Source organism: Comamonas sp. B-9, assembly GCF_000410635.1.
GTDB lineage: Bacteria > Pseudomonadota > Gammaproteobacteria > Burkholderiales > Burkholderiaceae_C > Comamonas.
In genome coordinates this window covers 15,287-28,253 of sequence record NZ_KE148585.1, presented here as the reverse complement: position 1 = coordinate 28,253, position 12,967 = coordinate 15,287, and the positions used below count along the sequence as shown (strand labels likewise).

The 12,967-nt window shown below is 64.1% G+C and carries 15 protein-coding genes and 1 pseudogene; 7 read left to right on the top strand and 9 right to left on the bottom strand.

Annotated features, from left to right (window positions below; translation table 11 throughout):
* Nucleotides 1-425 (bottom strand): DJ-1/PfpI family protein (locus H928_RS0114035; RefSeq protein WP_021027088.1); only part of this gene is annotated, 425 nt, incomplete at its 3' end.
* Nucleotides 426-630: 205 nt separating this feature from the next.
* On the opposite strand from H928_RS0114035, the gene H928_RS0114030 reads away from it, so the two are divergent.
* The gene (locus H928_RS0114030) at nt 631-1,548 is read left to right on the top strand and encodes a Dyp-type peroxidase (RefSeq protein ID WP_027010944.1); all 918 of its coding nucleotides are present in this window, start codon (nt 631-633) and stop codon (nt 1,546-1,548) included.
* 168 nt (nt 1,549-1,716) lie between these two features.
* Here H928_RS0114030 and H928_RS0114025 read toward each other — a convergent pair whose 3' ends face one another.
* The 6 genes from H928_RS0114025 to H928_RS0114000 form a co-directional block, all read right to left on the bottom strand.
* A complete protein-coding gene (locus H928_RS0114025) occupies nt 1,717-2,193 on the bottom strand; it encodes a DUF2269 domain-containing protein (RefSeq protein ID WP_021027086.1) in 477 nt (158 codons plus the stop codon).
* On the bottom strand, nt 2,193-2,600 hold the full coding sequence (locus H928_RS0114020; protein WP_043340150.1) for a DoxX-like family protein: 408 nt from the start codon (nt 2,598-2,600) through the stop codon (nt 2,193-2,195). The genes H928_RS0114025 and H928_RS0114020 overlap by 1 nt, the downstream gene beginning before the upstream one ends.
* Entirely contained in the window at nt 2,597-3,526 is a 930-nt protein-coding gene (locus H928_RS27785) for an NAD-dependent epimerase/dehydratase family protein (RefSeq protein ID WP_021027084.1), read from the bottom strand. The genes H928_RS0114020 and H928_RS27785 overlap by 4 nt, the downstream gene beginning before the upstream one ends.
* 42 nt (nt 3,527-3,568) lie before the next feature.
* Complete coding sequence (locus H928_RS27780) at nt 3,569-4,060, bottom strand: thiol-disulfide oxidoreductase DCC family protein (protein WP_043340161.1); 492 nt, start codon at nt 4,058-4,060, stop codon at nt 3,569-3,571.
* An 87-nt stretch (nt 4,061-4,147) separates the two neighbouring features.
* A complete protein-coding gene (locus tag H928_RS0114005; protein ID WP_021027082.1) occupies nt 4,148-4,708 on the bottom strand; it encodes a GbsR/MarR family transcriptional regulator in 561 nt (186 codons plus the stop codon).
* A gap of 135 nt (nt 4,709-4,843) precedes the next feature.
* On the bottom strand, nt 4,844-5,368 hold the full coding sequence (locus H928_RS0114000) for a peptidylprolyl isomerase (protein WP_021027081.1): 525 nt from the start codon (nt 5,366-5,368) through the stop codon (nt 4,844-4,846).
* 53 nt (nt 5,369-5,421) lie between these two features.
* On the opposite strand from H928_RS0114000, the gene H928_RS0113995 reads away from it, so the two are divergent.
* The 3 genes and pseudogenes from H928_RS0113995 to H928_RS34060 form a co-directional block, all read left to right on the top strand.
* Complete coding sequence (locus H928_RS0113995; RefSeq protein WP_021027080.1) at nt 5,422-6,570, top strand: cupin domain-containing protein; 1,149 nt, start codon at nt 5,422-5,424, stop codon at nt 6,568-6,570.
* Nucleotides 6,570-7,094: a hypothetical protein gene (locus tag H928_RS0113990; RefSeq protein ID WP_021027079.1), complete on the top strand. Its 525-nt coding sequence runs from the start codon at nt 6,570-6,572 to the stop codon at nt 7,092-7,094. The genes H928_RS0113995 and H928_RS0113990 overlap by 1 nt, the downstream gene beginning before the upstream one ends.
* Nucleotides 7,095-7,294: 200 nt before the next feature.
* A pseudogene (locus tag H928_RS34060) lies at nt 7,295-7,508 on the top strand (hypothetical protein); the annotation flags it as partial.
* Between the two features lie 436 nt (nt 7,509-7,944).
* On the opposite strand, the gene bamC reads toward H928_RS34060, so the two are convergent.
* Both bamC and dapA read right to left on the bottom strand, forming a co-directional pair.
* Complete coding sequence (bamC, locus tag H928_RS0113980) at nt 7,945-9,051, bottom strand: outer membrane protein assembly factor BamC (RefSeq protein ID WP_027010943.1); 1,107 nt, start codon at nt 9,049-9,051, stop codon at nt 7,945-7,947.
* A 38-nt stretch (nt 9,052-9,089) separates the two neighbouring features.
* Nucleotides 9,090-9,986 carry a 4-hydroxy-tetrahydrodipicolinate synthase gene (gene dapA / locus H928_RS0113975; RefSeq protein WP_021027076.1) on the bottom strand — a complete coding sequence of 299 codons (897 nt, stop codon included), beginning with the start codon at nt 9,984-9,986 and terminating at the stop codon, nt 9,090-9,092.
* A 274-nt stretch (nt 9,987-10,260) separates the two neighbouring features.
* Here dapA and lgt point away from each other — a divergent pair, with 274 nt between their 5' ends.
* From lgt to H928_RS0113960, 3 genes are all read left to right on the top strand, one after another.
* Nucleotides 10,261-11,091 carry a prolipoprotein diacylglyceryl transferase gene (gene lgt, locus H928_RS0113970; RefSeq protein WP_027010942.1) on the top strand — a complete coding sequence of 277 codons (831 nt, stop codon included), beginning with the start codon at nt 10,261-10,263 and terminating at the stop codon, nt 11,089-11,091.
* 102 nt (nt 11,092-11,193) lie between these two features.
* Nucleotides 11,194-11,982, top strand: a complete 789-nt coding sequence (locus H928_RS0113965) for a transporter substrate-binding domain-containing protein (protein ID WP_021027074.1) — start codon at nt 11,194-11,196, stop codon at nt 11,980-11,982.
* Nucleotides 11,983-12,297: 315 nt separating this feature from the next.
* Nucleotides 12,298-12,966, top strand: a complete 669-nt coding sequence (locus H928_RS0113960; protein WP_021027073.1) for a GntR family transcriptional regulator — start codon at nt 12,298-12,300, stop codon at nt 12,964-12,966.
* Nucleotide 12,967: the final 1 nt, after the last annotated feature.

The window sequence follows — 12,967 nt, the reverse complement described above, 5'->3', positions numbered from 1 at the left end:
GGCAGGCCATCGAGCAGGCCGGCGCGCGCCAGGATCAGCGCACCCGAGCAGACCGAGCCCAGGCGCTGCACCTGGGGCGCCGTGCGCTGCAGCCATTGGCGCAGGCCGCTGTGGTGCTGCACATCGACCACGCCATCGCCCCCCGGCACCAGCACGGTGCTGTTGGCGCCCGGGCGCAGCTGGCCCAGGCCCTGGGTGGCGATGGTCTGCAAACCGCAGGACAGGGTTACCGGCCCCGCCTCCAGCCCGGCAAAGACCAGCTGGTAGAAGGCGGGCTGGCCCTGGCGCTGGCGCACATCGTTGGCGGTGGCAAACACCTGCATGGGCCCGGTGATGTCCAGGCTCATCGCGCGCGGGTAGGCGATGCAGATGACGCGGTGGCCGGGCTGGGCGCTGTGGGCGGCGGTGGTGCGGGATGGAGACATGCACACAGTGTGCATGCAGCGCGATGTGGCAGCAATGACATTGATCGCACAGATTCTGCCAAGCTGCAGTTAAAGCGCAACAGCTATGGGGGTGATTGGGCAATGCAAACGGCCAAGCGCGGAGTTTGTAGGACAGCTGCGCGACAATAGCCGATTGCAATCCAACAGCGAAGACGCAGCGGCACAGCTGCGCGTCCCCCATACGATGACTGCCTTGAACCAACCCGGAATCCTGCTGGCGCTGCCCGCTGCCAGCCGCTACCAACTCTGGAACATCTCGGGCGACGCCCCGGCCGTGCGCGCCGCGCTGGCGCGCCTGCAGCAATGGGCCGATGGCGAGCAGGCCGTCGTCTGCATCGGCCAGCCGGTGGCCGATTTGCTGGGTGTGCAGGTGCCAGGCTTGCGCAATTTCCCGGCCATCACCGGGCCCCAAGGCCCGCTGGCGCTGACGCCCCATGCGCTGTGCCTGTGGCTGCGCGGCAATGACCAGGGCGATCTGCTGCGTCTGTCGCGCGAGGCCGCTGCGCTGCTGGCGCCGGCCTTCAGCCGCGAGAAGGTGGTCGATTGCTTCCGCCACGGCTGGAACGGCAAGGATGCGGTGCGCGATCTGACCGGCTACGAAGACGGCACCGAAAACCCCAAGGACGACGACGCCGTGCACGCCGCCATTGCCGATGGCATGGGCCCGGGGCTGGATGGCGGCAGCTACTTTGCCGTGCAGCAGTGGCTGCATGACATGGACGCCTTTGCCCGCATGAGTGCGCTGCAAAAGGACCACATGATTGGCCGGCGCCTGAGCGACAACGAGGAGCTGGACGACGCGCCCGAGTCGGCCCACGTCAAGCGCACTGCGCAGGAGAGTTTCGAGCCCGAAGCCTTTATCCTGCGACGCAATATGCCCTGGTGGAAGGTGCAACCCGATGGCAGCGACGCCGTGGGCGCCATCTTTGCCGGTTTTGGCCGCAGCTATGACGCCTTTGAAGCGCAGATGCGCCGCATGGCGGGCGAGGAAGACGGCATTGCGGACGGCCTGTTCCAGATGTCCAACCCCGTTACCAACGCCTACTACTGGTGCCCGCCGATGCGGGATGGCCGTGTTGATCTGCGCGCGTTGGGGCTGTAAGTATATTGAGGCGCTAACACGGCCCAGCAAACCGCAGGTTTGCGGTTGAGACTAGGCGTCCCCGACTAGGCGTCCCCGACTAGGCGCCCTGCCGCAGGCAGTACAACAGTACGACAAGGCAGGGTGCGGCCGGCCAGGTAACGACGTATCAAGGGCTGTGTTAGTGACTCAACCCCAGAGCGTGGGCTTGTTGACCATCAGGTAATACACGCCCAGCATCGCCACAAAGGCCGGGTAGCCCAGCGCTTCCCAGCGCCCGGCCAGGCGCCGGTAGGCGTCGGGCAGCGGCAGGCCCTGGGCATCGGCCTGGGCGGCCATGTGGGCCATGCGAATTTGCATGGCCACCACCGGCAGCCAGCACAGGCCCGCCAGCACATACAGTGCCATCGACAAGAGCAGCCAGGGCGTGTGCCAGGGCCAGCCGGCCATCACCATCAGCGCCCAGCCGCTGATCGGCTGGATGATGACCGCCGGCGTCGTGAACCACCAATCGGCCCGCACCACCAGCCGGCTGACCACGGCCTGGGCCGCCACATTGCCGCTGCGGTTGGCAAAGAACATATAGAACGCCGAGCCAAAGCCGGTGCCGACCATCAGTACGCTCGACAGAATATGCAGGGTTTTGAGCAGCAAATAGGTGTTCATCATTCACTCCGTCCGTCGCGGGGGCTGCTTTGCCACAGCAGCCAGAGCGCGGCAGCAATCGGCAGGTTCTTGGACAAGGGGCCCAGCGGGTGCAACCACAGACTGGGCAGCAGCGCGGTGGCGGCCAGGGTCATCGCCAGCATCGCTGCCAACGATGCGGCATAGGCCCTGCGCCCGGGCCGGCACAGCAGCCACAGACCCAGCAGCAGATCCAGCGCAGCGCCGCCGCCTATCAGCCAGGCTTGCAGGCGAGGATCAGCAATGCCGCCCGCTACCAAGAGCGCAGTGCTGTCCCCCTGCCACTGCAGCCAGCTGGCTGCGGCCGTCCACAGCCAGACGGCGACCAGGCTCAGGCGCAACAGCTGCAAGGGCGGGTGCATGGGCTGAGCGCGCGGCGGGGTGGTCATGCGCGGCTTTCGGGCGATGGGGTGGCTGCCGGGTTGCGGATCAGGGCCAGCATCTGCGCCGGATCTGTGGGCGCCCCCCCGAGCCACTGGGCCATTGGCGCCGGGTCGCAGCAGTTGTCCAGCGATGCCAGCTGCAAGGAGGCGCTGCACCAGGGGCTGCTGGGCACCGCATCGCCCAGCCGTGCACTGGCCTGGGTGGCCCAGCCGGGCAGGCGCAGCTGCAGCGGCTGGCTGCGGCCCGCTTGCTGGCGCAGGCTGGCAATCATCTGCGCCATGCTGAGGCGCTGGGGCCCGCCCAGGGGCACGATGCCGGTGGTGGGGGACTGCAGCAACCGTAGCATCACCTCGGCCAGTTCATCAACGGCGACGGGCTGCATCAGGCGCTGCTGCATCACCGCTGGCAGCACCAGCACCGGCAGCAGCGCCAGGCGCATGAACAGCTGGGTGCTGGCGCCTTGCGCGCCGATGACGATGCTGGGCCGCACGACAATGCCATCGAGCTGGCCCTGCGCGGTCAGGGCCAGCAAATGGGCATCGGCAGCACGCTTGGTGCGGGCGTAGTCGGTGTCGTTGCCCTCCACCCCCAGGGCCGAGAGCTGCATCACGCGCCGCACCCCTGCCTGGGCACAGGCCTCGAACAGCGCTTGCGGGCTGGTCTGGTGCAGGGCCTCCAGGCTGGCACCCTCGGGCCCCGGCTGGTCGCGCAGGCTGCCCACGGCGTTGATGACCAGGTCCACGCCTTGCAGATGGGGCAGCCAATCGGCAGGCTGTTGCATCTTGCCAAACTGCAGCGGCGGCTGCGAGCGCCTGCTTGCTGCTATGACGCGCAGGCCCTGGGCACGCAGCTGGCGCGCCAGCGCCTGGCCGATAAAGCCCTGGCCGCCGCAGAGCAGGACGGTGGGCTGGGGGGTGTTGGGGCTGTGCATGGTCTCTCCTGGTGGCCAAGGGCGTTGAGGGTTGCAGCGCGTTTAGCGCGGCCGATCGATATCGCAGGCATCGCTGCCGCGTGCACAGGCCGCACTGCGTGCAGCAGCCTGCCGGGCCTGGCGCCGCACGGTGCATTGCAAGCCTTGCTCCAGCACCCAGGCCATCGGTGCCAGTGGCAGGCGGTAGCGGTTGCGCGCGAGCAGCGGGTAGAGCTTGTCGAGCGCATCGGCCACCAGCGGCAGCCCGGCCAGCCGGGGCACCCAGGCCCAGCCCACACCCAGGTAGGCGCGGGTCAGGCAATCGACCCCGATGTAGATCTGGCCATCGGCGCCCACGCCATGGATGGCCTGCATCAGCGCGGCCTTGTCGGCCGGGGCCTCACTCAGGTCGGCGCTGCTGGCGTCAATAAAGATGAGCTTGCCCGCCTGGTTGCGCAGCATCAGATGGCGCATCTCGGCATTGCACATGCGGCAGCTGGCGTCGTAGTAGATGGTCAGCGGGAAGCGGGTGTCGGCGGTATCACGGCTCAGCATATGCATTCCTTTCGATGTTTCTGTCAAAACAGAAATAATGGTGCCAAAAAAAGGCCGCTCTCCTTGCAGGGCACGGCCATGGGGTTCTCAGGGCTTGCTCAGCGCCTCGGGCTCCTGCGCCGCAGCACTGCCGCGCACAAAACGCTGCACGGTCGCGCCCAGGGTCAGGATCTTGTCCAGGGTGGCGGGCGAGAGGCGTAGCATCTCGTCGCTCCAGGCGCCCAGCTTTTGCATCAGCTCCAGGGTCGCCAGGATGCGGTCCTGGCCATCGGGGCTTTCGCGGGCAAAGTCGGGGCTGTTGACCAAGGACTGCAGCAGGCGGGTGGTGGGATCGAACTCGCGCTCCTTGCGCTCCCGCACGATGGTGCGCAGCAACTCCCAGACATCGACGCTGGTCTCGAAATAGTCGCGCCGGTCGCCCAGCACGTGCGTCACCCGCACCAGCTGCCAGGATTGCAGCTCCTTCAAGCTGTTGCTGACATTGGAGCGCGCCACATTCAAGGTCTCGCTCAGTTGCTCGGCATTGAGCGGCTTGCCCAGCACAAACAGCAGCGCATGGATTTGCGAGACCGTGCGGTTGACGCCCCACAGCGATCCCATCTCGCCCCAGTGCAGCACAAATTGTTGTTGGATGTCGGTCATTTGCATGGGTTAGATTCTAGAGATTCATTTATTTCTGTCAAGACAGAAATAAAGATGCAATAAAAAGGCCATCGCGGATGGATGGCCTTGGTTTGGGTTGTTTTGCTGGCCGCCTGGTCGCAGATGCCGCCAGCGCCGTGCTTAGTGCAGCAGGTTGTTGCCTGGCGCCTGGGGTTGCACGCGGAAGAAGCCGGTGCCGCAGGTGCCCGTGCCGATCTCTTCTTCGGTCGCCTCGCGCACGGCAGCCACCTGGATGTCCAGGCGAATGGCGATGCCGGCCAGCGGGTGGTTGCCGTCCAGCACCACATGCTCGGGGTAGAGCTCGGTGACGGTGTAGATCATGTCGCGCGGCGCATCGGGGTTGGTACCCTGGGGCAAGGCATGGCCTTCGATGGTCATGCCTTCTTCCAGATCAGCCGGGAACAGCGCGCGCGATTCCAAAAAGACCTTTTCTTCGTCGTAATCGCCAAAGGCGTCTTCGGGCTCCAGGTGCAGCTGCACGCGGCTACCGACGGTATGGCCTTGCAGCGCCTGCTCCACGCGCGCCAGCAGATCCTGGCCTCCGACCAGGAATTCCACGGGCTCGTCGAGCACATCCAGGGTCTCGCCCAAAGTGTCTTTCAGCGTCCAGGTCAGTGCGACCACGCATTGATCAATGATTTCCATAGGACAATTGTCGCAGTTTGGGCCCGGGCGCCCAGAGGATTACCGAGAAAGCCATGCAAATCGAACAAGCACTGCCTCTGCTGGGGGGCATCTCCCCGGCCCAGTTCATGCGCCGTTACTGGCAGAAAAAACCACTGCTGGTGCGCGGCGCCGTCAGCGACTGGAAAGACCTGCAGCTGCCGCTGCCACGCAGCGAGCTGTTTGCGCTGGCCGGCGAAGAGGGCGTGGAGTCGCGCCTGATCCAGCACAAGGCGGGTGCCTGGACGGTCAAGCACGGGCCCTTCAGCCGCCGTGCCATCCCCTCGCTCAAGACGCCGGAATGGACCTTGCTGCTGCAGGGCCTGGATCTGCACAGCGATGCCGCCCATGCGCTGCTGCAGCGCTTTGCCTTTGTGCCGGCCGCGCGCCTCGATGACCTGATGGTGAGTTACGCCAGCGATGGCGGCGGCGTGGGCCCGCATTTCGACAGCTATGACGTGTTCCTGCTGCAGGCCCATGGCAAGCGCCGCTGGCGCATCGGCAAGCAAAAGAACCTGGCGCTGAAGGACGGCATTCCGCTCAAGATCCTGGCCGAGTTCGAAGCGCAAGAGGAGTATGTGCTCGAGCCCGGCGACATGCTCTACCTGCCGCCGCGCTATGCGCATGACGGCGTGGCCGAAGGCGAGTGCATGACCTACTCGATCGGTTTCCGCTCCCCGGCGCAGCAGGAGCTGGCCGGCGAACTGCTGATGCGCATGTCCGAGAGCGACGAGATGGACGAGGTCAACGCCAAGGCCGGCTCGCCGATCTACCAGGACCCCAAGCAGGCGGCGGTGAAGGCGCCCGGCGCGATACCGCCTGCGATGCTGGACTTTGCCCGTGCCGCCATCGAAAAGCGCCTGGCCGAGCCCCTGGCGCTGGCCCGTGCGCTGGGCGAGGCGCTGACCGAGCCCAAGGCCAATGTCTGGTTCGAGCCCGAGGATTCGCCCGCCATGCTCGAAGCCGTGGCGCTGGACCGCAAGACCCGCATGGTGTACGACGAGCACCATGTCTTCATCAATGGCGAGAGCTACCGCGCTGCCGGCCGCGACTTCAGCCTGATGAAGAAGCTGGCCGATGGCCGCCACCTGGACCGGCGCGATATCAGCGGCGCCAGCGACGATGCCTTGCAGCTGCTGTCGCAGTGGTGCGAGGACGGCTGGGCCCACGCGGTGCCGCAGTGATGGCCAGCGCCAGCCCCGCGCCCGCTGCATGGCAGCCCGCCGATGGCCTGAGCGGCCGTTTTGAGGGCCGGGCTGCGTTCGATGCGCAGGTGCTGCATTTTCTGCAGCAGGCTGCGGCACAGGGCTGGCGCCAGGTCATCGTCGCCGACCTGGATTTTGCCGACTGGCCCTGGGGCAGCGCCGATGCGGTGGAGCTGCTGCACCACTGGGCGCGCCAGGGCGGGCAGATGACGGTACTAGCCCACCGCTTTGACCGCCTGGTGCAGCGCCACCCGCGCTGGGTGCAATGGCGCAGGACCTGGGACCACCGCCTGCAGTGCCGCCGGCTGCTCAGCCGCGATGAGGCGCAGATCCCCAGCGCGCTGTGGTCGCCCCAATGGGCCGTGCAACGCCTGGATGTGGCGCGCTGCGTGGGCGTGGCCAGTGCCGAGCGCAGCGCCATCGTGCCCTTGGGTGAGCGCCTGCAGGAGTGGGTGCGCTCGGCCAGCACGCCGGACTTTGCCGCGACGGTGCTGGGTTTGTAGGCCATTGTTGACAAGCGTGTCTTTCGTTGCTGCGCGGCAACGAAAGACATACGCCTGGCATAGTCAGCCAGACCGGGTAATCCCTATAATTCATTTCAGACGCTGAGGCGTTAATTACTTTGTGCTACGCACTCTTGGCCCGGGCGTTCTGTTTGCCCTGGCCCGTTCCACAAAAATCCACCGTCGTTAGGAATATCCAAATGAAGAAATCCCTTGTTATCGCATCGTTGATGGCTGCTGTTGCTCTGGCTGCTTGCGGCAAGAAGGAAGAAGCTGCTGTGCCCGCACCAGCACCTGCGCCCGTGGAAGCGCCAGCACCTGCACCCGCACCTGCTGTTGAAGCTGCCAAGGACGCCGCCAACGCTGCTGCTGATGCTGCCAAGGACGCTGCTGCCGATGCCAGCGCTGCTGCTTCGAAGGCTGCTGACGCTACCAAGGAAGCTGCTGGCAATGCCGTCGATGCGACCAAGGACGCTGCCCACAACGCTGCTGAAGCCGCCAAGGACGCAGGCGCTGCTGCCGCTGATGCTGCCAAGTCGGCTGCTGACGCTGCCGCCAACGCCGCTACCGCTGCCAAGGAATCGGTGAGCAAGTAAGCGCTGAGCCGCTGGCCTGGTGGATGCCGGGCCTGCGTTGCAGACTTGCCTGAACGAGCCCGTGCTTTGCACGGGCTTTTTTGATGGTGCGCGCGGGGTGAATTGCGAGCAGCCGCTGGCATGGCTCTGAAGTCAATGTCCTTGGCTGCCCACAGTCCATTCCATAGCCCGCGCCCATGAAAAAAGCCACTGCGGCTGCGCAGTGGCTTCGGGGGTGTTGCGGTACACGGCCCCAGTTTAGGCCGGGCAGTGCATCACTTCATGTCGTCTGCCAACACCTTCAGAATGCGCTGGGCGTTCGCCGAGGTGTCGGCCTTGCCGCTCTCGTTGAGCACGGTGACATTGCTGGTGTTGGCCTCGCTCTTGACCTGGATGCGGTACTTGATCGGGTCCGGTGCATCCGGGTTGCGGTTGAAGATCTTGGCAAAGAAACCGTCAGGCTTCTTGTTCAGATCGGTCGGGTCGATGTAGCGCACAAAGTACACGCCTTGGCTGCGGTCGCGGTCCTCGACGGTGAAACCGGTGCGGTCCAGCGCCAGGCCCACACGGCGCCAGGTGCGGTCAAATGGATCGCTGACCTGCAGCACGGGCGAGCCATCGGCAGCGGACGCGATCTTGGAGGTGCTCACAGGGGCCAGTGGCGCAGCCGCAATCGCCTTGGACTGCTCTTCGCTCACGCCCAGCTTGACCATGATGCGGCGCAGGAATTCGGTTTCCAGCTCTGGATCGGCCTTGCGCGGCTGCCAGATGGTGCTGTCCTTTTCCTTGTTGGAGTAAACCTCTTCCATGCCGCGGTGGCTGACATAGATTTCGGTCTTGCCATCGGGGCGGCGCTCAATGCGGGTGCGGAACTTGTCCTGCTCACCGGTCGAGTAGATCGAGTCAAACACCTTGCCAATGGAGCGGCGGATGAAATCCTGCGGCAGCTTGGCGCGGTTCTCGGCCCAGTCGGTTTCCATGATGCCGATGTCGGGGCGCTCGATGGTCAGCGCAAAGCCGCTTTCCTGCCAGAAGTCCTTGACCGGCTCCCAGACCTTGTCGGCGGGGCGATCGATGACCAGCCAGCGCTGGTTGCCATCGCGCTCGATTTGCACATCGCCAATCTGCGACGCGGCGGTGTTGGCCGTGCCCTTGGGGGCCGCATCCTTTTGCACCTGGTAGGCCGCAGCCGAGACCGTGCCGCCAGGCACGACATAGCGCGAGTCCTTGGACAGCTGGGTCAGGTCCGGGGGGACTTCCAGCGTTGGCCCTTTGGAGGCGCTCTTGTAGTCGATCTTGTCGCCTTCGAGAATATTGCCGGTACCGCAAGCGGCCAAAGTGACAGACAGGCTCAGCACGCTGAGTTTTGCGAGGGAATTCACGTTCAAATCCTTAACAGAGGCAACGCGCAGATGTTGCTTTAGAGCAAGGAGGCTCCGCGCATTGCAGCTTCCACCGTGCCATGCAGACCGGCGGAAAGCTCGGTCATCGGCAGGCGCAGGGTCGGGCCACACAGGCCCATCTTGTTGGCCGCCCACTTTACCGGAATGGGGTTGGCCTCCAAGAAGAGGGCTTTATGCAGCGGCAGCAGTTTATTCTGAATTTCCATAGCCCGACCAACATCCTTGGCAATTGCCGCCTGGCATAGCTGGCTCATCAGGCGTGGCGCGACGTTGGCCGTGACGCTGACATTGCCGTGTCCGCCGCACAGCATCAGGGCCACGGCGGTGGGGTCATCACCCGAGTAGATGCCAAAGCCGGCTGGCGCATCCTTGATCAGCCACTGGGCGCGCTCGATGTTGCCGGTGGCTTCCTTGATGCCGACGATGCCGGGCACTTCGGCCAGGCGCAGCACGGTGTCGTGCTGCATGTCGGCCACGCTGCGGCCCGGTACGTTGTAGAGGAAGATGGGCAGGTCGCCCACCGCTTCGGCAATCGCCTTGAAGTGCTGGAACTGGCCTTCCTGGGTCGGCTTGTTGTAGTAGGGCACGACCTGCAGCTGGCTGTCCGCGCCCACGCTCTTGGCGTACTTGGCCAGCGTGATGGCTTCGTGGGTGGAGTTGGCGCCACAGCCGGCCATGATGGGAACACGCTTGTTGGCCTGCTCGACCGAGACACGGATGATCTCCATGTGCTCTTCGACGGTGACCGTGGGCGACTCGCCCGTGGTGCCCACCACGCCGATGCAGTTGGTGCCTTCGGCGATATGCCAGTCAATCAGTTTTCGCAGGCTTGCATAGTCCACGCTGCCATCGGCAAGCAGGGGGGTGATCAGGGCAACAATACTACCGGTCAATGGAACACTGGTGGAAGTCATAGCGTGGAATGAAAGCTGGATGGAAGATTCTAGCGGGGGCTGGACTGCCGCCGCCGCAGGCAGTATAGCGTGCCCAGCGGCAATCGCTGTCATATTGATTGCAAACGCCTTTATTGTTTGGTCATTTTGAATGTTTTGTATCGGTTATTTGGTTAATTTGACGTAAATTTGAGGGCGATTGCTTGATATCGATTGTGTAATTGAATGCGCATGGGCGCGGGTAAGTCCTGTGGCCCCACCGGGGATGGCGCTGCCCGCCGTGAACTGCGGCACAATGCCTGCCATGCTGATGTATCCCCAATTTGACCCGATTGCCATCAAGCTCGGCCCGCTGGCTGTGCACTGGTATGGACTGACCTATCTGGTCGCCTTTGGCCTGTTTTTGTTCCTGGGCATACGCCGCCTCAAGGACCAGCCCTTTGCCTCGGTCACCACGCCCACGCGCTGGCTGCGCAAGGATGTCGAGGACATTCTGTTCTATGGCGTGCTGGGCGTCATCGTCGGTGGCCGCCTGGGCTACTGCCTGTTCTACAAACCCGGTTACTACCTCAGCAACCCGCTGGAGATCCTGGCGGTCTGGCAGGGCGGCATGAGCTTCCATGGCGGCCTGGTGGGCGTGATTGTGTCCATGGTGCTGTTTGCCAAGCTCAAGGGCCGGCCCTGGCTGCAGGTGGCCGACTTTGTCGCGCCTTGTATTCCGCTGGGCCTGGCCTCGGGCCGCGTGGGCAACTTCATCAATGGCGAGCTCTGGGGGCGCTTTTCCAGCCCCGATCTGCCCTGGGGCATGGTGTTTCCGCAAAGCGGCTCGATGCTGCCGCGCCACCCCTCGCAGATCTACCAGTTCCTGCTCGAAGGCGTGCTGCTGTTCGTCATCATGTGGCTGTACTCGCGCAAGCCGCGTGGCGAGGGCCAGGTGGCTGGCGTGTTCCTGATTGGCTACGGCCTGCTGCGCTTCATTGCCGAGTATTTCCGCGAGCCCGATGACTTTTTGGGCCTGCTGTCGCTGAACCTGAGCATGGGCCAGTGGCTCAGCCTGCCGATGGTGCTGCTGGGGATTTACCTCTGGAGCCGGGGCCGCAAGCAGCCGGTGTTGACGACGGCCTGAACCGCGTATCCCCTGGATTTATAGGGCTATACTGACCAGCCGCTGTGCCGGAACTCTCTGGCACAGCGGCTTTGTTTTTTGCCTGAGCGGAGAGAAGACGATATGACCAAAAAATGGGTGCTGGGCCTGGTGGCCGGTGTGTGCGTGCTGGGCAGTGCAGCGGTGTCTGCGCAGCAGGCCTTGCCCGATCTGAAAGTCGCCGTAGACCTGAGCTACGAGCCCTTTACCTACAAGCTGCCCACGGGCCAGCCCGCCGGTTTCGACGTCGACATCGCCAACGCGCTGTGCGCCCAGATCCAACGCAAATGCGTGTTTGTCGAGCAGGTCTGGGACGGCATGATCCCCGGTCTGCAGGCCAAGAAATACGACGTGATCATCAGCTCGATGGCCAAGAACGAGGACCGCGCGCGTGTCGTGGACTTCACGAACAAGTACTACCACACCGGTGCCCGCATCGTGATGCCCAAAGGCTTCAAGTACACCGGCCCCGAATCGCTCAAGGGCAAGAAGATCGGCGTGCTCAAGGCCAGCATCCAGGAGAAGTGGGCGCTGACCTACCTCAAGCCCGCAGGCGCCGATGTGGTCTCCTACCCCGGCCGTGACCCGGTCTACCTGGACATCAATTCCGGCCGCCTGGACGGCTCGGTCGCCGACAGCGTCGAGATCGCCTACGGCTTTTTGAAAAAGCCCGAGGGCCAGAACTTTGAGTTTGTCAGCGACACCTTGGTGGACAAGAAGATCTTTGGCGAAGGCGCCAGCATTGCGATGCGCAAGGGCCAGCCCGAGCTGAAGAAGTCGCTCAACGATGCGATTGCCGCCATCCGCGCGGACGGCCGCTACAAGCAGATTGCCGACAAGTACTTTGACTTTGACCCTTACGGCAAGGACTGAGCGCGCGAAGTCATTTGCAACAGGAGGGGGCTGTGGCCCCTACCGACGACGCAAGCAGGCCTGGTGGAACCGGCGCCTGCTTTTTTTGTAGCCTCCATGGCGATGAAGGTAAGCGTTTGCACCGGTAACAGTGGTCGCGGAGTATGAACCGGGTGTTAACACGGGGGACAAAATGCGCTGTAATTTCTCATAATTACAGCATTGCACTGCTGGACCGGTCTCTGAGCAAGAGACAAAGCCAAAGCTAATTCCAATGACAAAGTGGGAGTCTGGGGCGGGCGGTGCAGAGCGAATTTTTCCCAAAGGAGTGAGCGGATGGCGGTTGCCGGACAGCCTTTGCACGACACGGTGGCGATCCAGGTGCGTGACCTGATCTTTGCCGGCACCCTCGCCGCAGGCGAACTGCTGGATGAAAAGGCACTGTGCGACCAGCTGTCCGTCTCACGCACGCCGCTGCGCGAAGCCCTCAAGCTGCTGGTCTCCGAAGGCCTGCTGCGCCATGAACCCCGGCGCGGCTGCTTTGTCGAGACCGTGACCGAGCGCGATCTGGACGATATCTTTCCGGTCATTGCGCTCTTGGAGGGGCGCGCCGCCTACGAGGCCACCAAGAAACTCAGCAGCGCTGACCGCGCCGTGCTCGATGTGATGCACGAGCAGCTGACCCACTACGCCGAGGCGGGTGACATCGCGGCCTACTACCGCATGAACCACCAGATCCATGAGGCCTTCATCACCCTGGCCGACAACCGCTGGCTGGCCCAGGCCATTGCCGATCTGCGCCGCATTCTGCGCCTGGCACGGCTGCACCAGCTGCGTGCGCCCGGCCGCCTGCAGGCCAGCTTGCAGGAACACCTCGATATCTATGCCGTGATGCTGACGGGCGACGCCGATGCCGCCGAGCAGACTATGCGCAACCATTTGCTGCAGCAGCGCAAGGCCCTGCTGCGCACCACCCCCCTTTCACTGTCAAGGATTGCTTTATGAC

Bases quoted from the DNA above. Each gene is read 5' to 3' on its own strand.
- H928_RS0114025 (WP_021027086.1), bottom strand. From the start codon at position 2,193: ATGAACACCTATTTGCTGCTCAAAACCCTGCATATTCTGTCGAGCGTA.
- H928_RS0114005 (WP_021027082.1), bottom strand. From the start codon at position 4,708: ATGCAAATGACCGACATCCAACAACAATTTGTGCTGCACTGGGGCGAG.
- dapA (WP_021027076.1), bottom strand. From the start codon at position 9,986: ATGACTTCCACCAGTGTTCCATTGACCGGTAGTATTGTTGCCCTGATC.
- H928_RS0113990 (WP_021027079.1), top strand. From the start codon at position 6,570: ATGGCCAGCGCCAGCCCCGCGCCCGCTGCATGGCAGCCCGCCGATGGC.
- H928_RS0113965 (WP_021027074.1), top strand. From the start codon at position 11,194: ATGACCAAAAAATGGGTGCTGGGCCTGGTGGCCGGTGTGTGCGTGCTG.
- H928_RS0114000 (WP_021027081.1), bottom strand. From the start codon at position 5,368: ATGGAAATCATTGATCAATGCGTGGTCGCACTGACCTGGACGCTGAAA.
- H928_RS0113995 (WP_021027080.1), top strand. From the start codon at position 5,422: ATGCAAATCGAACAAGCACTGCCTCTGCTGGGGGGCATCTCCCCGGCC.
- lgt (WP_027010942.1), top strand. From the start codon at position 10,261: ATGCCTGCCATGCTGATGTATCCCCAATTTGACCCGATTGCCATCAAG.
- H928_RS0114020 (WP_043340150.1), bottom strand. From the start codon at position 2,600: ATGACCACCCCGCCGCGCGCTCAGCCCATGCACCCGCCCTTGCAGCTG.
- H928_RS0114030 (WP_027010944.1), top strand. From the start codon at position 631: ATGACTGCCTTGAACCAACCCGGAATCCTGCTGGCGCTGCCCGCTGCC.
- H928_RS27780 (WP_043340161.1), bottom strand. From the start codon at position 4,060: ATGCTGAGCCGTGATACCGCCGACACCCGCTTCCCGCTGACCATCTAC.
- H928_RS0113960 (WP_021027073.1), top strand. From the start codon at position 12,298: ATGGCGGTTGCCGGACAGCCTTTGCACGACACGGTGGCGATCCAGGTG.
- H928_RS27785 (WP_021027084.1), bottom strand. From the start codon at position 3,526: ATGCACAGCCCCAACACCCCCCAGCCCACCGTCCTGCTCTGCGGCGGC.